Here is an 18,939-nt window from a genome sequence, read left to right as displayed (position 1 = left end):
TACTGCTTGAGCGCAAATAATTAATTCGCTTATTACTGCTGTTATCTGGTGATCTTAACTAATCGGGGTATTTGATTAAGGATCAATGGATATGACAGAGCAAAAGTTTATTCAATACGTTAAAAAGTTTGGCGACTTTCAAAAACGCTCGATGTTTGGTGGTACTGGACTGTTTAAAGAAGAGGCTATGTTTGCCTTAATAAGTAACGACCATGTTTTTATTCGTGGTGGTGAGAAGCTCGATAACGAGTTATCGCAACTAGGCTGCGAAAAGTATCGTCACGTTAAAAAACAGACAACGGCAACGGTAAACTACTATGATGTCACCACGCTCTTTGTGACCAACGACAGCAAGATAGCCCGTCTTGTCGAAGAATCTATTACCTATTCGGTTTCTGAGCGTGAATATAAACGTTCATATGCTAATCGCCGGCTACGTGATTTACCCAATATGCAGTTAACACTGGAGCGCATGGTCAAAAAAGCCGGAATAGAAGATGTCGATACTTTTGTTGAGCTTGGCCCTTCAGCGGTGTTCTCTAGAGTGAAGCAGGCTTATGGCAGCGATGTTGATGTGAAGTTATTGTGGAAGTTTGCAGGTGCGATAGAAGGCATTCATTGGAAACTAATCCAGGAGCCGCGTAAACGCCAATTACTGGCTAATTGTCACTAAAACTAATTTTATCCACTCCTTTATTTGGAGGGATTGCTCAAGCAAACGGATTTGCATAAAAAACCGAGGTGATGACCTCGGTTTTTTAGCTCGACGTTAATTAGAACTTAAAGCGAGTGGTGAACATTAATTGGTCACCGTAGAAATCATTAATACGTGCTTCGCCACCGATTGAGAAAAGTTCTGTCGAGTGGAAACGAACGTAAGCTGAACCAATCCACTTGTCATCATCATCAATCGATACGTAACCGCCTTTTCCACCGACTTCAAGTTGTGGACCTAACCACTGACGGATGCCTAGATTTAGCTCCATACCAGTATTGGTGCCTTGGCCGTAACCACTGCGACGCTCATTACCAGTATCAACTAAACGTAGTAACATTTCGCCAGTGAAATCGGCCCAGTTGTTGATTGGAGCGTGAAAGCCAAAACCTGCAGACGCATCATAATCGCCTTCAAATTCAGAATCGACACGACCAAGAATGTGAGCATTAGGGTGGATCGACTTACTTATAGCAGCACCAAAGGTAACAGGGCTTGCGCCGATACGAGCTTCTAAGTAGTCATAACTGAAGTTGCTCATTACTGCTGGGCTGTTTGGATCGGTTTGAGCGAATGATTGGCCCGATGCAAGCACTAGGGCTGCAGCTAAGATTGTTTTACGCATATGGACGATAAACCTATATCTTGTTAATTTCCTTGGTCTTTAGCGACGTGTGCGCCATGACATCATTACGACATGATAATGCATCATAGCAACAGTCACTATAGAAATGTCATTGTTTTGTCGTGATTTACATAACTAAGCAAGCTCTATGCCAGAAATGACTAATTATTCACCGTAATCGACACGTTTTTTTGCCATTGCTGCAAAGATTTTTTCAGTGTCAAGCACAGATGCCCAAGGCATTAACTCAGGTTCGTTTGCGATCATATAAGTTGTGAGCTGGCTTTTGACTATTTCTCTTAGTTCATCACCGCGCCATGGTTTGGCAATGAAAAAATCAAGACTGGAGTGATTGACAGCCTCAACCGTGTCTTCCAAACCTGCTTGTCCGGTTAACAATAGCTTACGTGCCTGAGTGGTTGGCGAGTTTTCATTGAGTTCAATCAGAAATTGGATGCCAGTTTGATCAGGCATAATGTGATCACAAAGTATAAGCGCCAATTTTACGTCTTCTTGCTGGCACTCTTCGATCAGGGATTTGGCTTCTGCAACCGACTCGGCAGCCTCCAAAACAAAATTCTCTTCAAAGCAATCGAGATCTTGAATGACGCTATCCAAAACTTCACGTTCGTCATCAACACATAAGATTAGGTACTTGTTCATTCAGGGCTCCTTGATTCGGGTAGTGCTTGGTCGTAAGGTAACCAAACAGAAAATTTAGTGAATTGATCAATTTCTGACTCGACTTCGATTTTTCCGCCGTGTTGATGGACAATTTGTTGGCAAACCGATAACCCGATGCCAAGACCAAAATTACCCTCTTTTTTAGTGGTAAAATTTAAACTGAACATTTGCTCTTGGATATGTTTAGGGATGCCACTGCCGTTATCAGTAAAGCTGATCACTGCCCACTGGCGATAATCTTTTTCTCGCATACTGGTTTCTATTAACAAGTGACCTTTACTCGGAAAGGCATCAATGGCGTTGGAGACGAGATTAGTCCACACTTGTTGCAAGGCTATTGGCAGGCACTGAATGGAAGCTAAATCGGCGTAGCGCTTTTCAACCTCATGAAATTTTAACCTGTTTTCAAAAATAACTAAGGTGTCTTCGATGCCTTCATGAATATCAATCAGGTGGCGCTTTTCATCATCAGGACGAGCGTAGCCTTTTAGGCTGCGGACCATATCGGCGATACGACCCGCACACACGTTTATTGAGCGAAGAGTGCTGCCCGCCATGTAATAATCTTCAAGTTGAACAAGTTGCGCCATAGTTGCGTCAGGGTGGTTTTGCGCTTTGTTTTGCCATTGAGCGTCGCTTTCCAAGCCGAGTTTGACCAATTTCTTTGCTAGGCGTCGATCACCGACATTTTGCTGTACCTGGCGAGTCAGTTCTCTTTCTGTTGCGGTTGAGCGTGGGCGCTGTGCTAAGCCTGCTTTGAGCACTTCAATGCCATCGATACCCACGTCTTCGCTCCAACGACCATCGACTAAATGTTGTATTTTGGCGGTTAATGTTTCAGTGCTACGCAGAATAGCTGCAATAGGGTTGTTGAGTTCGTGCGCGACTCCGGCAACCAGTTGTCCGAGCATCGCCATCTTTTCTCGTTCAATGAGTTGTTGATGAGCGGACTCAAGCGATTCCAACGTTTTTTGCAGCTCGAGCTTAGTATTAATACTGCGTTGCAAACGACGATTAAAGTGGCGTAGCAGCAAGTTGGTAAATAGCGGCAGTAAGGTCATATTGGAATGCATGACTTTAGTGAACACGTCTCGGTCGAGTTTGATTACTTCTGTTTGTGACAGGGTCACTGCGGTCGAGAAAGAGGGCTCCCCAGTGACAAATGACATTCCGCCAACGATATTGCCTTGGCTATGCCGTACTACTTCCCGCTGCATACCGATGTCGTCTTTTTTATACAGAGCAACGTCACCTTTGGTAATGAACCATAGGAATCGATTTTCTTCACCCTCTACTGTTAACAGATGATCGGCGGAGTAGGTGCGGCAAGCTTTGGTTTCGTCTTGTTCGGCAAAAAAATCGAGCAAAGCCGTGGAGACTTTTTGCGCCAACTGTTGATCACTCATGCTGTGATGATCGGTAATGAAACCTTCTCGATAGCTGCGCATTTTCTGATCGATATGAGCGCGTAGCAGACGATGTTGATCAAGCACTTGGCTGTAGGACAGTAAGTTCTCTTTGTCGTGCGTGAGAATAAAGTTGGTCAGCTCTTTTTGCACCGTCCTATGTACCACGTTGTCCTGTAGTGGTTTCGTCAGACAGTAATCGAGGCGTCCATCGTTGACGGCAGAGAGAATAGCTTGAATGTCCTTGCCACAGCTAATTAAGACTTTTTTGGCACTTTGTGTGTGGTGATTCTTGTCGAGTTGAATCAAAAAATCAGCGCCATTGAAATTATCGTGGTGGCTGGCAATCACCAAGGCGACGGTTTGTTGTTGTTCGAGGCAAAACTCAAGTGCCGCATGGGCATCGTCAATGGTATCGGCTGTATGTAGGTCAAACTTACTGGCAAACGGACTTAACTCGCGCCTAAGTTGTTCAACGCTAATCGGGTTGTTGTCCAAACACAGTACAGAGAATTGATTCACGACTAGGCTACAATATTAACAAATGACACCTTTCACTCTAGCAAGCTTAGCAATAGAGTATTGAGAGCTAGGTATGAAGAATCTCATTTGTTTTGGCTTTAAGGCCAATACTCTGATTTATCTCAATGTTTTTTGGTGTAGACTGAACCAAATCGTGACTAAGAATTGATGACCATGGAATTAAAAAAACTCGGTGCTATTGGTGGCGCCATCTCTCTCGCTTTGTGTTGGCCGTTGGCTGTTGGACAAATTGGACAGAGCGTTATTCAAGACGGCGTGACTCACCTGAATAGTGACTCTGTGCGCGCTGAGGTTATTGAATATGACCGAGGGTATCTGTCCTCACAGATCACCACTCGTTATACCGTGATTGACCCGATACTAGCTGAACAGTTAGTGGTTGATGGTTTACCAACCGAGCTGGTGGTCAATAGTCAGGTGTCGCATGGTCTGTTCAGCCTTAGTGCCGAATCGGTGCTTGAGAATGTCGATGACCTGCCATTAACGCTAGAGACCGTCACTCAATTAAATGGTAACACCGAGTACATCCTTAAGCTTGATCACTGGAACCAGGTCACTGAAGGGCAAGATGGTGCGATTGTCTCTGTTTCTCCTTCTACGCTGAGTGGTCATGTTACGGTGTTGGGCGACATGACCTATCAACTCGATGTTCCTTCAGTAGAGATTGATTTCAATTCCGGAGAGAAAATGGTGCTTTCTGGTCTACAAGGCGAAGGTGAAGGAAAAAAGGTCGACAGTTTTTGGATAGGCGAACAAACGCTTAAGCTAGCGAGAGCCGCGATTGTTAGCGGTGAACAATCGCCTTTATTTGCATTGAGTGACAGTCAATATCGTTTTGTTAGTTCGTTTGATGAAGCCGCTAAAACGGTCAGTAGTCAGCATATTGTTGAACTGAATAAATTGGTCACCAGTGAAGGTGACGTTGACAGTGTGTCACTCGACTTTGCCTTTGGCGATCTAGATAGTGAAGCGTTCGCACATTTAATTACCCTGTACCAAAACAATCCTGTCCCGAGTAACGACGATATTCAAACTGCGATACCTTATGTCGATAGCTTGTTTTCAAAGGGTTTTTACCTCGCCATCAATAAGATGGAGGTCAACCTCAACCAACAAAGTCGCTTCGAAACAACGTGGAGCATTAACGTACCAAAAGGAACGGATAATGTGACTCAAAATATGGCGATGATCTTGCCTGCTTTGACTGGGGATATCGATACTTATTTCTCCAACGGCTTAGTGACCCAATATCCATTCATTCAGCAGGGCATTGATGAAGCGATGGTGATGGAATTAATGCAGCAAAATGACACGGGCTACCGTATCAAAGCGCAGCTTAAAGAGGGTAGTTTACTATTTGAAAACGGTCAGGAAATTCCGTTGATGGCGCTACTTATGCCAGCACTGATGCAACCTTAACGGGTAAGTTTATTGGCTTTAACCGATAAAGAGGTCTAAAGACCTCTTTTGTTGCTTTTTATCCGATAAAAAACATGCTATTAATCGAAGTAGTCGTAATACAAGCTTGAGCAAGGAAAGTGAGATGGAAAAGGTGTATAACTTTAGTGCTGGTCCCGCAGGGCTGCCGAAGGCCGTGATGGAACAGGCGCAAAGCGAATTTGTAGATTGGAATAACTTAGGTACTTCTGTGATGGAAATCAGTCACCGTAGTAAAGAGTTTATTCAAGTAGCAGAAGAGGCAGAGCAAGATCTGCGTGACCTTCTCAATATTCCCAATAACTACAAAGTGCTTTTCTGTCAGGGTGGTGCGCGTGCTCAATTTGCTGCCGTTCCGCTAAACTTGCTCGGTACAGCCAAAAAAGCCACCTATATTGATGCGGGTTATTGGGCAGAAAGTGCAATTAAAGAAGCGTACAAATATTGCCAAGTTGACGTATTTGACGCTAAAACGCAGCGCGAGGGCAAAACTGCTGTGGTAGATGCGGATCAGTGGACGATTGACCCAGATTCTGCGTATGTTCATTTTTGTCCAAATGAAACCATTGATGGTATTGAAATCAGTCAATTGCCTGTAACAGATAAGCCGATTGTTGCTGATATGTCGTCGAACATTCTATCTCGTCAAATTGACGTATCGCAATATGGTGTTATTTATGCAGGGGCACAGAAAAATATTGGTCCTGCAGGCATTTGTATTGCTATCGTTCGCGACGACTTACTCGGTTTAGCCAATGCGCTGCTGCCAAGCTTTATGAGTTACAAGGTGCTGGCAGAAAAAGAGTCAATGTTCAATACACCGCCAACATTTGCTTGGTATCTATCTGGCTTAGTGTTTAAGTGGCTTAAGCAACAAGGTGGTGTAGCTGTGATGGAGAAAATCAACCAAGAGAAAGCGTCGCTATTATACAGCCAAATCGACGAGTCTGATTTTTACATCAACACGGTTCATCCGGATAACCGTTCACGTATGAATGTCCCTTTTCAATTGGTCAAACCCGAGCTAGACGAGTTGTTTCTCGAACAAGCACAAGCTAAAGGTTTGGTTGCCCTTAAAGGTCATAGGGCCGTTGGTGGCATGCGAGCATCAATCTACAATGCGATGACGATTGAAGGTGTTCAGGCTCTGGTCGACTTTATGCGCGAGTTTGAAGCCAATAACGCTTAAGCTCCGCAAAAGGAAAAAAGCCTAGCGATTTGCTAGGCTTTTTTGATCAACGCTGTTTAGCTTTACGCCCTGCGGCAGGTTTGCCGGAACCTGTCGCTGTCGGTTTCCCGCTACGAGAGTGTTGGGGTTTGGCCCCTGGTTTACCGTTGCGGTTGACATTGCCGTTACTGCTACTATTGCTTTTAGCGCGTTGTTCGCCGTGCATTTTTTCAAAGCCAGGTTGTGATTTAGTGTGCTTAGTCGCGAAGCGGTGAGCACCGTGACGACCTGATTTACGGCGCTGTGCTGGTGTCTGAGCGTCAAAGTCTTCTTCTGGTACTAAGCAGTTCGGCTTGTCACCAATCAGGTGCTTTTTACCCATGCTGATCAGTGCTTCGCGGATAATCTTCCAGTTCTCTGGATCGTGGTAACGAAGGAGCGCTTTATGCAGACGGCGTTGGCGATCGCCTTTTGGCACGGGTACATCCTCACGCTTTTTATACTTCACGCGTTTCAGAGGGTTAGTCTCTGAATAGTACATCGACGTTGCGTTACACATTGGCGATGGGTAGAAGTTCTGTACTTGATCACACTCGTAGTTATGTTTTTTCAGCCACAACGCAAGGTTAAGCATATCTTCATCTTCTGTGCCCGGGTGAGCAGAGATGAAGTAAGGGATTAGATATTGCTTCTTGCCCGCTTCAGCGCTGTACTTTTCGAACATCTCTTTAAAGCGATCGTATGTGCCCATACCAGGCTTCATCATCAGATCCAGAGGGCCTTTTTCAGTATGCTCTGGAGCAATCTTCAAGTAACCACCAACGTGGTGAGTCACAAGCTCACGTACGTATTCTGGAGATTCAATCGCTAAGTCGTAACGAACGCCAGAAGCGATCATTACCTTCTTAATACCCGAAACTTTTCTTGCTGAGCGATAAAGGTCAATGGTGTGTTGATGGTCTGTGTTGAGCTTTTCACAGATTTTTGGGAACACACATGATGGACGACGACAGTTAATTTCTGCTTTCGGGTCTGAACAACCCAAACGGTACATGTTCGCCGTCGGGCCACCTAAGTCAGAAATAGTCCCGGTAAAGCCAGGCACTTTATCGCGAATCTCTTCCATCTCGCTCAAAATCGACTCTTTAGAGCGGTTCTGAATAATACGCCCCTCATGTTCGGTAATCGAACAGAAAGAACAGCCGCCAAAACAGCCACGCATGATGTTAACCGAAGTTTTGATCATGTCATATGCAGGGATTTTCGCTTTGCCATACATAGGGTGAGGAACACGCTTGTAAGCAAGACCAAACACGTAATCCATCTCTTCTGTTGTCAATGGAATCGGTGCTTGGTTCACCCAAAGTTCACGGTCACCGTGACGTTGGATCAAAGCTCGACCAGAATACGGGTTGGTCTCAAGATGCAAAATGCGGCTCGCATGAGCGTAAAGGATGCGGTCATTATTTAGTTTCTCAAACGCAGGGATACGAACTGCAGTTGTTTTTGCATCGTGACGAGAAGGGCGAATGGTAATAGGTTGCGCCTTTACCTCTTCCTTTTCATCTTTCTTAGTCTCACATTGCGTTTCAACTTCGTACGGGTTTACTGGCACATAAGCCTTGTTCGGCTTTTCGATACGAGAAGAATCAATGATTTTGAAACCTTCAGGAGCCGCTGGAAGGTTGATTGCGGTACCGCGAATATTGGTTAGGTTAGCGATCTCTTCGCCATCAGCAAGGCGATGTGCGACTTCAACCAATGCACGTTCAGCGTTACCGAAAAGAAGGATATCTGCTTTTGCATCAAACAGTACCGAGCGACGAACTTTGTCTGACCAGTAGTCGTAGTGCGCAACACGACGCAAGCTCGCTTCAATCCCACCAAGCACGATAGGCGTACCTTTATAGGCTTCACGACAACGTTGAGAGTAAACCAGCGTTGCTCGGTCAGGACGCTTGCCGCCTTCATTGTTGGGGGTATAGGCATCATCATGGCGTAACTTGCGATCGGACGTGTAACGGTTGATCATTGAGTCCATGTTACCGGCAGTGATACCAAAAAATAGGTTAGGTTTGCCCAGTGCCATAAAGGCGTCTTTATTGTGCCACTGAGGTTGAGCAATGATACCGACACGGAAGCCTTGGGCTTCTAACAAACGACCGATGATGGCCATACCAAAGCTTGGATGATCCACATAAGCATCGCCCGTTACGATAATAATGTCACAGCTGTCCCATCCAAGGGCGTCCATCTCCTTTCGACTGGTCGGAAGGAAAGGTGCGGTGCCAAAGCACTCTGCCCAGTATTTCTTATGCTCGTGAATAGGAGTGATGTTGCTGTACATATTTTGCTCTCTGTGCCAAGGAGCGCGAATTATAGCGACTTGGCCAGCGACTATCTACCTCAATATCACTGTGGCTTATTGTGACGATCTGGCTTTATCGAGTGGAAGCCTCATTTAGCACCAAAGTGTTAAGTGAGTAACGATTAACACGCCTACCATTTTCTATAATATGAATAAATATGAAATGACATAAGTTGGTTAGTCCATGAGTGCATTAAAAACGAAAGATGGACAAGGTCAGCAAACCGGACCGAAGCGTAAGTTCGCTGTTTATGATTGGTGTCTAGATCTTAAAACGCAGACGTTACGCTGCGATAGCGAAGTTTCTATGATGCTGTTTGGTCGCCAAGATGAAGGACTGAGCGCTAAAAGCTTTTTTGAGTTACTACCTAATACACAGCGCAGTGTTATTAAACGCGTGTTCCAAACCGTGCTTGAGAGCGATAAACCGCAATATACTCACTGCTGCTTGATGGCAAAAACCGCGTTGTTTTTTTATGTTGACCTTTATATCGAACGTGTCAGTAGTCACGAGCTAAAAGGCACACTATCACCGTGTCTGAATATATCAAGCTCGCATGAAATGGCGGAAATTTTTTATTCAGTGTTTGAAAATGACCATCATGGCATTGTCGTGACTGATTCAGAAACGCGTATCCTTGCTTGTAATCATTACTTTGAAGTCCTCACTGGTTATTTAAGAAATGAGATCGTGGGCCTTAAAACGCGGGTTTTCAATTCAGATCGTCATAGCTCCGCTTATTACCAACAGCTTTGGAGCCAAGTTGAGCAACAAGGGTATTGGAGTGGTACGCTGTTATCACGTCGTGCTGATGGAAGTGTCTTCCCACAAGATTTGACTATTCACAAAATCAATCCGGGAAATGGTGAAACTTATTATTTGGGCTTTTCAGCTGATCTGTCGCTAGAGTTAAACCGGCTTGAGGATAGTGTATCGGGCGGTATTGATCTGCTCACCCAACTGCCAGATAAAAACAGGTTTATCGAACAACTTTCCCAGCTTTGCCAGCAAGCCGAAATGGGCAAAAGCCTAGTGGTACTCGCGATTCAGCCTCATTTTACTTCAGGCAACTTACCCGAGAAAAAACGTCAGTTTGCCAGTTATTTACGCGATAATACTGAGGTCCTTACTTGTGGTTATTTAGGTCATGACTGTTTTGCGTTGTGTCTTGATTTTGCCTATCAAGACAACCGTCAAGTGGTAACCAATATCGGCCGTGCGATTACTAAGCTGCTTCAGAGTTTTCAACATGCCCAAGTGTCAGTGGCTAGAGCGTTGAAGGAAGGGGTGACAGGGGTGTCTGTACTGAGTGCCGATGCGTCCACGCCAAATCAATTGGTATCACACGCATACCAAGCATTACTCGAACTACATTCTGGGCACGCTAGGCGAATTAATTTTTATGATCGTGATATTCACCGTCAGATTGAGCGTAAGAAGCAACTAGAAGAACATGTGCTGACGGCGCTGCGTAATGGTAATGTCGAGATCTATTTCCAACCCATTGTCGACTTAAAAAAGCAGCGCATTGATAAATTTGAAGCCTTGTGTCGTTTTCCAGAGAACGCCGACTTAGAGACGAATACTCAAGAACTAGTCGCGGTTGTCGAAGAACTGGATAAAGTGGTCGAACTTGATGATCTGGTGCTGCTTAATTCTTTAAAGTTACTTCCCCAATTGCAACAACGGTTTGGTGAGCATATAAAGCTCTCGGTCAATCGGTCACTCAAAACGACCACTAACCTCACTAGTATCTTAGAACGAGCGGCCATGCTGCTTGATACACAACATATCAATCCAAGCCAGATTACTTTTGAGTTTACAGAAAGTGCTTACTTCCAAAACGATGAAAAAAATCTAGAACTCTTGTCTGCGCTTCGTGGGGCTGGGGTTACCATCGCGGTGGATGATTTTGGTACAGGTTGTGCCTCGTTTCGTTATTTAAAAGAACGTTACTTTGATATATTGAAAATTGATCGCGCGTTTATTCAGGATATTACTTATCAATCTAGGCAATACAGTATTGCAATGACTTTGATTCAGTTAGCTCAGCGCCTCGGGTTAGAGGTTATCGCAGAAGGCGTGGAAACGGAACTCGAATTGGAAATCCTCACTAAGTTGGGGGCTGATTATATCCAAGGTTTTTATTTTTCTAAGCCACTACCCCTAGAGGAACTTGAAGATGTTATTGGCTGTTTCTCTGTTGAACAGCAATCATCGATGGAGAATGCCGACACACTAATTCAACTGGTTGAGCCTAGTCAGCGTATCGATCCTGGTGAGCCGTTATCCTTGATTTACCAATACTTATCGTCAGGGAAATTCGACTATTTGCCGGTTATTGAGAGTAAAGAGTGTGTGGGTTATATCGATAGAAATCACATGAATTTACATCTCACCCCAGGAATGGGCACCGACTGGGAGTCGAACAAAGAAAGCGGCTACTGGCATAAGCCCGCTAACCGAATTATGTCGCCTGTGATCACAGTACTTCCTGATCAAACGGCCAAATCTCAAATCAGCCAGCTTGTGATGAAGAATGCCGCTTTTCCCTGGTGCTTAATCGATGAACACGGACATTTTAAAGGCTTTGTGGGAGAGAAAGCGGTGATGGCCTATTTAGCCAATAATACCCAAATGGCTTAAATCGGCTACACATAACACATCAATTTGAGGGGAGGCACTATCAATGGTGAATATATTTCACAGATGGCTAACGCGTCTGAATCTGCTATGATCCGCGTCCTAATATCCCATTAATTCGATAGTGTTATGATTCAGCAATTACTCGCCGTCCTGTCCCCGATGTTATTGGGTGCACAGCTCATTCTAACTTTGATCTTGGTAAAGGGCGATCTCTGCCCTGGTCAAAGAGGGCGCATTCACAAGATGCTGCCTACCATCGCTCTTTTGTGGCTAGCCGTGTCATCATTACGTATTGAAGCGATGATGATCGTATTTGCAATCGCTTATTTTTATTCTCAAGTACAAACCAAAAAGACTCGCGTACAAGGCCCGATGTGGGTTATGTATTTAGCCAACGGCCTTGCATTGGCTTATGTCGCAATTGAGATCGGCAGTCAACCATCGCTTGTGGCAAGTTTGAATACCTTGGTTGCTATTTTCTTACTTGGCGCTCTGCTTGCACATTTATTGCTGACGATTGCGCGAACCCGTTTGCAAGCCTTTCATCGAATTTTACCAGTTACAGGTATCGTGGCGGCCATGCTGATGAGCTTAACCATCTTGCTTCAAGCTTACACAATGGATCCACAAACCTTAACTCAAGTGACCGAACCTTTATTGGTTGGCCTAGCAATGTTAATTACCTCAATCGTAATATGGTGCTGGCACCTCTTGACAACAAAACCTGTGAATAAACTTCAGCTTGGTTGTGCGCTAGCGCTCCTGTTGTTGGCGGTTTCTTCCAATCAGGCGCTGTTTTTATTGTAAGCGTAGAAATTTAGAGTTTGCTCACTGCGAACATTGCCAACCATTACTAAGCTTAACTAAGTGAGTGCGTAAAAAGGAGGCAAGGATGGATCTGAGTAATGCGGGTAATTTTGATAGCAGTATTCTGTTAGGTATCGTCAATGAGAAGCTGCGTTTAGAGTGTGATAGTTTTGAAGAGTTGATCAGCACCTATGAAATGGATGTAGAGCAAGTTGTTGGCAAACTTGATCTGCTCGGTTACAGCTACGACCCATTAACCAATCAGTTTAAGTCGTATCAACGGTAAACCCAAATGAGGAGGCGCATAGCCTCCTTTTTCTATCCTAGTTTGACGGTTTTAATTCCATCTAAATGACCTTGCGACTGAATACGTGCCGTATTGAAGAATGCCTGTAGATAGCGCTTATCCTTATCTGAATGTCGAGTGGCCGCAAATAGTCTGCGCCATAAACCATTGCCAAGCGGAATGCTGGTAATCAAACCTTGGCGTGAGAACTCACTGATTGCCCAATTCGGTAACGCCGCAACCCCAAGCCCAGCAGAAACCATTTGAATCAGCATCAAGGTATTATCCGCTTGTTTCCACTGTTTGGGGTCGACGGAGGCAGGTTGCAAAAAGTGTTTAACCACATCAAGACGGTTTTTCTGTACTGGATATGAGAGCATGGTTTGATCGCTCAGATCACTAGGTTGAATCGACTTTTTCTTAGCAAGAGGATGACTAACCGAGGTGACTAGACGCATCTCAAAATCAAACAGGGGTTCGTAATGCACTTCAGAACGCGGTTGAATATCTGAGGTGATGACTAAGTCGAGTTCACCACAAACGAGTGCGGGTAAAGGTTCAAACCCAAAGCCAGATGAGAAGTCGAGTGTCACGCTAGGCCAAGCCTGTTGGTACTCCTTTAAGGCGGGCATTAACCACTGAAAACAAGAGTGACATTCGATTGCCATATGCAGTCGGCCATTAACATCTTCTTTTAAGCTAGCAACTTCATTTTCTGCTTTGGCAATCCGAGGCAGAACGTCTTCGGCTAGCTTCAGGAATATCTCACCTTCTGCGGTGAACTTAACGGGGCGAGTTTTACGCAGAAATAGCTGACCGCCTATGCGAGCTTCAAGATCTTTAAGCTGGTGGCTGAGAGCCGACTGAGTAAGATGCAATGTGGTGGCGGTGGCGGTTAGCGAACCGGTATCGCGCAGTGTTGCTAAGGTTTTAAGGTGCTTGAGCTCAATCATGAATTCCCTTCATATAGACGATTTCTGCTTGAATAGTATTAACTTACTCCGATTTATTGGATGTGTAAACATCTAGACGTCTAAGTCGGCCATTCGAATCTGAAGCCCTGCAACATGAAATATACTAATAAACATGTTGAATATTTGGAACTTGTTCTATCCGGTGAACAACGAGATAGTTTAGCCATCCAGACATCTTTATTAAATGATTGATGTCGTACTCTGGCACATTGACGAATCTCAGCGAAAGGGCAAATAACATGACAACAACGACTCACATTCTTGGCTATCCACGTATTGGCGAAAAGCGTCAACTTAAATTTGCATTAGAGAAATATTGGCGTGGCGAAATTGATCAGGCCGAGCTTAAAACGGTCGGAGCAACGTTGCGTGACAACCACTGGCAAGAGCAGGCTCAAGCCGGTCTCGATTTTGTCACAGCAGGTGACTTCGCTTGGTACGATCATGTTTTGACCACAACAGTACTGCTTGGCCATGTACCTAAACGTCATCGAGACGGTTTCCCAGATATCGATACGCTGTTTAAAGTAGGCAGGGGCCAGTCTCAAGCTCAGTGTGGATGCAGTGGCAGTGCCGCCTCAGACATGACTAAATGGTTTAATACTAACTATCACTACATTGTGCCTGAGTTTAGCCGCGATGATAGCTTTGAAGTCAGCTGGCCACAGTTGTTTGAAGAAGTGAATGAAGCGGTACAAGCGGGACATAATGTTAAGCCCGTACTCCTTGGGCCGCTCAGTTATCTCTACCTTGGTAAAGAAGTTGAACCAGGTTTTGACCGATTGAGTCTATTGCCACGTTTGTTGACGGCTTACCAAGCCATTCTGGCCAAACTCACTAAACAAGGCGTCGAGTGGGTACAAATTGATGAACCTATCTTAGCGCTTGAATTGGAGCAGCCTTGGCAAGAGGCATTTAAACTCGCCTATCAAATGATTCGTTGTGACGTCAAGGTACTGCTGACAACCTATTTTGACTCGGTAACTGATACCTTAGACAAGATAGTCGAGCTGGATGTAGACGGTCTACACATTGATGTGTCTGCCGCGCCTCGGCAATTGGATACTGTGGTCGAAAAGTTGCCTGAGCACTGGGTTCTGTCCGCTGGTGTGATCAATGGGCGAAATGTTTGGCGTGCCGATTTAAGTGCGCAACTGGCCTTATTAAAACCAGTCAAAGATAAGTTGGCTGACAGGTTATGGATAGCCAGTTCGTGCTCGCTACTGCATAGCCCCGTTGATTTGGAACTTGAAGCGAATTTGAGTGATGAAGTGCACAGCTGGTTTGCTTTTGCTAAGCAAAAATTGACGGAAGTGGCGTTACTGGGTAAAGCGTTAGATGGTGATCACGCGGCTATTTTGGCTTGCGATACATATAGTACGCCGATTCAAGCGCGCAAAAGCGCAACCCACGTTAACAAACCTCAGGTTCAAGCGCGGCTTAATCGTGTCACTCAGGCATTTACCGAGCGTAGCGCACCTTATCCAGAGCGTGCTGCCCATCAACGTGAAGTGTTAGATTTACCATTATTCCCAACCACGACCATTGGCTCGTTTCCACAAACCAGTGAGATTCGTGTTCAACGCAGTGCTTATCGTAGCGGAAAGCTCTCTTCGGCGGAGTATCAGCAAGCGCTTAAAGGACATATTTCGGATGCGGTAAAACGCCAAGAAGCCTTAGGTCTTGACGTACTCGTTCATGGTGAAGCTGAACGTAACGATATGGTCGAGTATTTTGCCGAAAATCTCGCTGGTTTCCAGACAACTCAGTTTGGCTGGGTACAAAGTTATGGTTCACGTTGCGTCAAACCCGCTATCGTTGTCGCTGATATCGAACGTGAGCAGCCAATGACTGTCGAGTGGTCTACCTACGCGCAATCATTGACCTCAAAGCAGATGAAAGGAATGTTGACAGGGCCAGTCACGATTCTTTGTTGGACTTTCCCGCGTGAAGATATCAGCCGAAAAGAAATTGCCACCCAGCTAGCTCTGGCGCTACGCGATGAAGTGTCCGATCTTCAAGATGCCGGAATCAATATTATTCAGATTGATGAACCCGCTATCCGTGAGGGCTTACCACTTAAAAAAGCACAGCATAAAGCATATTTAGAGTGGGCTGTCGATGCGTTTAAGATTTCTGCGGCGAGCGCGAAGCCTGAAACTCAAATTCATACTCATATGTGTTATTCAGAGTTTAACGAGATCATTGATTCGGTTGCGGCGCTCGATGCGGATGTGATTACCATCGAAACGTCACGTTCAAATATGGAACTATTGAAAGCTTTTGAAGCGTTTAATTATCCGAACGAAATCGGTCCGGGTGTGTATGATATCCATTCGCCGAATATTCCGACTCAAGAGTGGATTGAAGGTTTAATCAATAAAGCGGCAGAAAAGATCCCGTCACAGCGATTGTGGGTCAATCCAGATTGCGGATTGAAAACGCGTAACTGGGCCGAGACAGAAGCATCGTTAACCAATATGGTGTTGGCGGCGAAAAAGCTCAGAAAAGCTTACTCTGCGTAAGTACTGTGTTGTTAACTATGCATATGTCGTTAGAACAATGTATGCAGATAAAACAATGCCGACCTAATGGTCGGCAGTGTTGTTAGTGATGCTTTGACATATCGTTTCAGTAATGCCAGCGAGTTAAATTGATTCACCGTTGACGGTGACTTGCACATCGATATTACCACGAACTGCGTTAGAGTAAGGACAGACTTGATGGGCAGTACGAACCAACTCAAGTGCTTGTTCTTGCGCAAGCTCTAAAGTCGCAGCTAGGCTCACTGTTAAGGCAAAACCACCTTGATCATTGGGACCAATACCCACTTCAGCAGTAACTGGCGCATGCTTAAGTGCCACTTTGGCTTCGTTGGCAACGTGTAAAATGGCATTTGAAAAACACGCAGAATAACCAGCAGCAAACAGCTGCTCTGGGTTAGTGGCAGCGCCACTTCCACCCATTTCTTTCGGGTAAGCGAGTGCCACATCTAGTAGGCCATCGTCTGTTTTTACTTGCCCATTACGGCCAGCGAGTGCAGTTGCTTGCGTTTTGTAGAGTGTTTTCATGTTATGTCCCTTAAATTTAGGTTGTGTACAATCTAATTGTTTGCAATGTTAGATCGAATCTTAGTTGAAATGCAAGTATATTGTGCGCAATTTATTTTTATGAGTGAACGTCTATGTCTCATTGCAAGTCACAACGTATTTTAGCGGCCGAAGAGTTACTGCTGTTAGACAATCAAGTCTGTTTTCCGTTATACAGTGCATCTAACGCAGTGATTCGTAGTTATCGCCCGTTACTTGATAAGCTCGATCTAACGTATTCTCAATATCTCGTCATGATGGTGCTGTGGGAAAATGACGGCATCAGTGTTAAAGATGTTGGTCATCGTTTGTATCTAGATTCAGGTACGTTGACGCCATTATTAAAACGACTGGAGTTAAAAGGGTATGTGGGACGTGGGCGTAGCGAACAAGACGAACGCGTACGTGTGCTTAAACTCACCCCATCAGGCTTGGCATTAAAACAACAAGCGATACAAGTTCCAGAGCAGATGAAATGTAAGTTTCATCTTGAGCTTGATGAACTGATCACCTTGAAAAGGTTATGTGAAAAAGTGCTAAGTAGCATTGAGTAACACTAACTGATCGTCGGCAAGGCATTTTTGAGATCAAGCAGTAATTGATAAGCGCTCTCACCAGACATGTGGTATGGGTTGAATTCACTAGCGCCTGAATAGCGCAAGTAAAGTGGCGCTGTGAGGCTAGAAGAGGGAATGTAACCCATCGACCAGTGGCTAAAATCACGCGCGCTTACCTCTCGGTAGTCGAGCATAATTATGCTTGAGTGGCGTTTATCATTCAAAATACGTTGATAGACATCATTGACATTGGTTCGTGATCCTTCCAAACACTGTAGAAAATAGTGCCGGTCGAAACACAGCATCCCAGTCACATCGAGTGCACTGTTATGTTTGCGTGCCGAGCTAATAATTTCTTCGACGGTCGATAAATCAAACCCTTGTTCAATGGTGCTGGCATACACGAGTCGTGTTAGAAACATTACAGGCTCCTTTAATGTGTCGGCAATATGTGTTCGCAAACAAGATTCAATATAAAACCTAGCTCATATTTGCGATTTGACAATAAATAACGTAATCATTGCCTGCGACACACCATGACCATTGATGCCTCTACGCTTAGATCTCTCGGTTACTTAGATCACTCGGTTGTCACCTGTACTGTAAGCAATCACTTGGCTAATATGGGTGAAACTTCGTCCACTTTGTTGTTGCCATTGTAAAAAAGCTTGAGTTGCCGCTGTGAGCGAGCGCAGGGTATCTCTCCCTCCTTCAATAAGCCCTGTGTTACGCAGATAACTTTCTACATCACCAGATAAAATAAAGGTGTCAACACCCATTTGACGCAAACTGTATGGCCCCGTATTACCACCTAACCGTTGGCCGTGTTTTTTCAGATAGAGCCACAATCCAGTAATATCATCCTTTGGCCACTGCGCCACCATGTTAGCGAACGAGCCATGGTTGAGTGAACATTCATGCATCATTTGAGCATTAGCACGGATAGACTGAACTTTACTGTGGTGGCGAATGATTCGTTTATCGGCAGCTTTGTTATCCCACTGTTCATCTGAAAGCATCAACAAGGGTTCTATTTTAAAACCAAAGAAGATCTCTTCAAAATTTGGCCACTTATTTCTCACCACTTGCCATGATATTCCACTTTGAAACACCTTCATACTGAACGCTGATAGCCAGCGGTCATTAGGTATACGCTGCAGTTGTTCGTGGCTAAGTGGCGAAGATAATAAAGACTCTAACTGGGTGACGCCCCCTTTTCGATCCACTGCGCGTTGGTAAATGTCGTCAAACTTTTCTTGTGTCAATGTGATGTTCTCCCTCAAATAAAACCAGCTAACCTGTTGCAAACAGAAGTTAACTTATCAATGACATAGTAACGATTGATCACGCTAAAGTCTGCGAAAAAACACGGAGTTAAACATGAAGAGTATTGGATTGGCGTTAGTCATCACAGCCGCTTTATCGGGATGTCAGATTACCAACGTTGAAGGTGAGTATCGTGATCTTGAAGTAAAATATAATAGTGACAAAGAGACACAACAACGCGAAAAATTCTGTCCACCAGGGCAAGCAAAAAAAGGTCGCTGTTAGAAAAAGCCAAGCCGATATACTAGAAAACACAATGCCGCTCACTTTAAGTGAACGGCATTGGAGCGAGTGCTCTAGTTTATCG

Annotated in this window: 17 protein-coding genes; 9 read left to right on the top strand and 8 right to left on the bottom strand. The window is 44.8% G+C overall.

The window, feature by feature from the left end; all coding sequences use genetic code 11:
- The first annotated feature begins 85 nt into the window (after positions 1 to 85).
- On the top strand, positions 86 to 673 hold the full coding sequence (locus ViNHUV68_RS08735; RefSeq protein WP_391087433.1) for a TfoX/Sxy family DNA transformation protein: 588 nt from the start codon (positions 86 to 88) through the stop codon (positions 671 to 673).
- A gap of 100 nt (positions 674 to 773) precedes the next feature.
- Here ViNHUV68_RS08735 and ViNHUV68_RS08730 read toward each other — a convergent pair whose 3' ends face one another.
- From ViNHUV68_RS08730 to ViNHUV68_RS08720, 3 genes are all read right to left on the bottom strand, one after another.
- The gene (locus tag ViNHUV68_RS08730) at positions 774 to 1,340 is read right to left on the bottom strand and encodes a hypothetical protein (protein WP_038172657.1); all 567 of its coding nucleotides are present in this window, start codon (positions 1,338 to 1,340) and stop codon (positions 774 to 776) included.
- A 165-nt stretch (positions 1,341 to 1,505) separates the two neighbouring features.
- Positions 1,506 to 2,003 carry a response regulator gene (locus tag ViNHUV68_RS08725; protein WP_391087430.1) on the bottom strand — a complete coding sequence of 166 codons (498 nt, stop codon included), beginning with the start codon at positions 2,001 to 2,003 and terminating at the stop codon, positions 1,506 to 1,508.
- Positions 2,000 to 3,952, bottom strand: a complete 1,953-nt coding sequence (locus tag ViNHUV68_RS08720) for an ATP-binding protein (protein WP_391087427.1) — start codon at positions 3,950 to 3,952, stop codon at positions 2,000 to 2,002. Before ViNHUV68_RS08720 ends, ViNHUV68_RS08725 begins: the two co-directional genes overlap by 4 nt.
- A 174-nt stretch (positions 3,953 to 4,126) precedes the next feature.
- Here ViNHUV68_RS08720 and ViNHUV68_RS08715 point away from each other — a divergent pair, with 174 nt between their 5' ends.
- Together ViNHUV68_RS08715 and serC are read left to right on the top strand one after the other, a co-directional pair.
- On the top strand, positions 4,127 to 5,392 hold the full coding sequence (locus ViNHUV68_RS08715; protein WP_391087424.1) for a DUF945 family protein: 1,266 nt from the start codon (positions 4,127 to 4,129) through the stop codon (positions 5,390 to 5,392).
- A 124-nt stretch (positions 5,393 to 5,516) separates the two neighbouring features.
- The gene (gene serC / locus ViNHUV68_RS08710) at positions 5,517 to 6,599 is read left to right on the top strand and encodes a 3-phosphoserine/phosphohydroxythreonine transaminase (RefSeq protein WP_391087421.1); all 1,083 of its coding nucleotides are present in this window, start codon (positions 5,517 to 5,519) and stop codon (positions 6,597 to 6,599) included.
- Positions 6,600 to 6,645: 46 nt separating this feature from the next.
- On the opposite strand, the gene ViNHUV68_RS08705 is transcribed toward serC, so the two are convergent.
- Positions 6,646 to 8,925 carry a YgiQ family radical SAM protein gene (locus ViNHUV68_RS08705; protein WP_391087419.1) on the bottom strand — a complete coding sequence of 760 codons (2,280 nt, stop codon included), beginning with the start codon at positions 8,923 to 8,925 and terminating at the stop codon, positions 6,646 to 6,648.
- Between the two features lie 205 nt (positions 8,926 to 9,130).
- Between ViNHUV68_RS08705 and ViNHUV68_RS08700 the strand changes: the two genes are divergently transcribed.
- The 3 genes from ViNHUV68_RS08700 (at position 9,131) to ViNHUV68_RS08690 (ending at position 12,686) form a co-directional block, all read left to right on the top strand.
- Positions 9,131 to 11,593, top strand: coding sequence for an EAL domain-containing protein (locus tag ViNHUV68_RS08700; RefSeq protein ID WP_391087416.1), 2,463 nt, complete (start codon positions 9,131 to 9,133; stop codon positions 11,591 to 11,593).
- A gap of 126 nt (positions 11,594 to 11,719) precedes the next feature.
- Complete coding sequence (locus ViNHUV68_RS08695) at positions 11,720 to 12,400, top strand: hypothetical protein (protein WP_391087413.1); 681 nt, start codon at positions 11,720 to 11,722, stop codon at positions 12,398 to 12,400.
- Positions 12,401 to 12,485: 85 nt separating this feature from the next.
- A complete protein-coding gene (locus ViNHUV68_RS08690; RefSeq protein ID WP_038172642.1) occupies positions 12,486 to 12,686 on the top strand; it encodes a DUF4250 domain-containing protein in 201 nt (66 codons plus the stop codon).
- Between the two features lie 32 nt (positions 12,687 to 12,718).
- On the opposite strand, the gene ViNHUV68_RS08685 is transcribed toward ViNHUV68_RS08690, so the two are convergent.
- Positions 12,719 to 13,639, bottom strand: coding sequence for a LysR substrate-binding domain-containing protein (locus ViNHUV68_RS08685; protein WP_038172640.1), 921 nt, complete (start codon positions 13,637 to 13,639; stop codon positions 12,719 to 12,721).
- A 260-nt stretch (positions 13,640 to 13,899) separates the two neighbouring features.
- Here ViNHUV68_RS08685 and metE point away from each other — a divergent pair, with 260 nt between their 5' ends.
- Complete coding sequence (metE, locus tag ViNHUV68_RS08680; protein ID WP_391087410.1) at positions 13,900 to 16,185, top strand: 5-methyltetrahydropteroyltriglutamate--homocysteine S-methyltransferase; 2,286 nt, start codon at positions 13,900 to 13,902, stop codon at positions 16,183 to 16,185.
- Positions 16,186 to 16,308: 123 nt separating this feature from the next.
- Here the strand turns inward: metE and ViNHUV68_RS08675 are convergent, their stop codons facing one another.
- Positions 16,309 to 16,731, bottom strand: coding sequence for an Ohr family peroxiredoxin (locus ViNHUV68_RS08675; RefSeq protein WP_391087408.1), 423 nt, complete (start codon positions 16,729 to 16,731; stop codon positions 16,309 to 16,311).
- 113 nt (positions 16,732 to 16,844) lie between these two features.
- Here ViNHUV68_RS08675 and ViNHUV68_RS08670 point away from each other — a divergent pair, with 113 nt between their 5' ends.
- Positions 16,845 to 17,303 (top strand): MarR family transcriptional regulator, encoded by a 459-nt coding sequence (locus ViNHUV68_RS08670; protein WP_391087405.1) that lies wholly within the window; start codon positions 16,845 to 16,847, stop codon positions 17,301 to 17,303.
- Positions 17,304 to 17,305: 2 nt separating this feature from the next.
- On the opposite strand, the gene ViNHUV68_RS08665 is transcribed toward ViNHUV68_RS08670, so the two are convergent.
- Positions 17,306 to 17,728, bottom strand: coding sequence for a BLUF domain-containing protein (locus ViNHUV68_RS08665; RefSeq protein ID WP_391087402.1), 423 nt, complete (start codon positions 17,726 to 17,728; stop codon positions 17,306 to 17,308).
- A 153-nt stretch (positions 17,729 to 17,881) separates the two neighbouring features.
- A complete protein-coding gene (locus ViNHUV68_RS08660; RefSeq protein ID WP_038172631.1) occupies positions 17,882 to 18,571 on the bottom strand; it encodes a DNA-3-methyladenine glycosylase I in 690 nt (229 codons plus the stop codon).
- Between the two features lie 115 nt (positions 18,572 to 18,686).
- On the opposite strand from ViNHUV68_RS08660, the gene ViNHUV68_RS08655 reads away from it, so the two are divergent.
- Complete coding sequence (locus ViNHUV68_RS08655) at positions 18,687 to 18,857, top strand: hypothetical protein (protein ID WP_169738995.1); 171 nt, start codon at positions 18,687 to 18,689, stop codon at positions 18,855 to 18,857.
- Positions 18,858 to 18,939 lie beyond the last annotated feature (82 nt).

This window comes from Vibrio sp. NH-UV-68 (assembly GCF_042940635.1).
GTDB classification, from domain to species: domain Bacteria; phylum Pseudomonadota; class Gammaproteobacteria; order Enterobacterales; family Vibrionaceae; genus Vibrio; species Vibrio pacinii.
The sequence above is the reverse complement of the archived record's forward strand: the minus strand, read 5'-3'. Positions and strand labels throughout refer to the sequence as shown.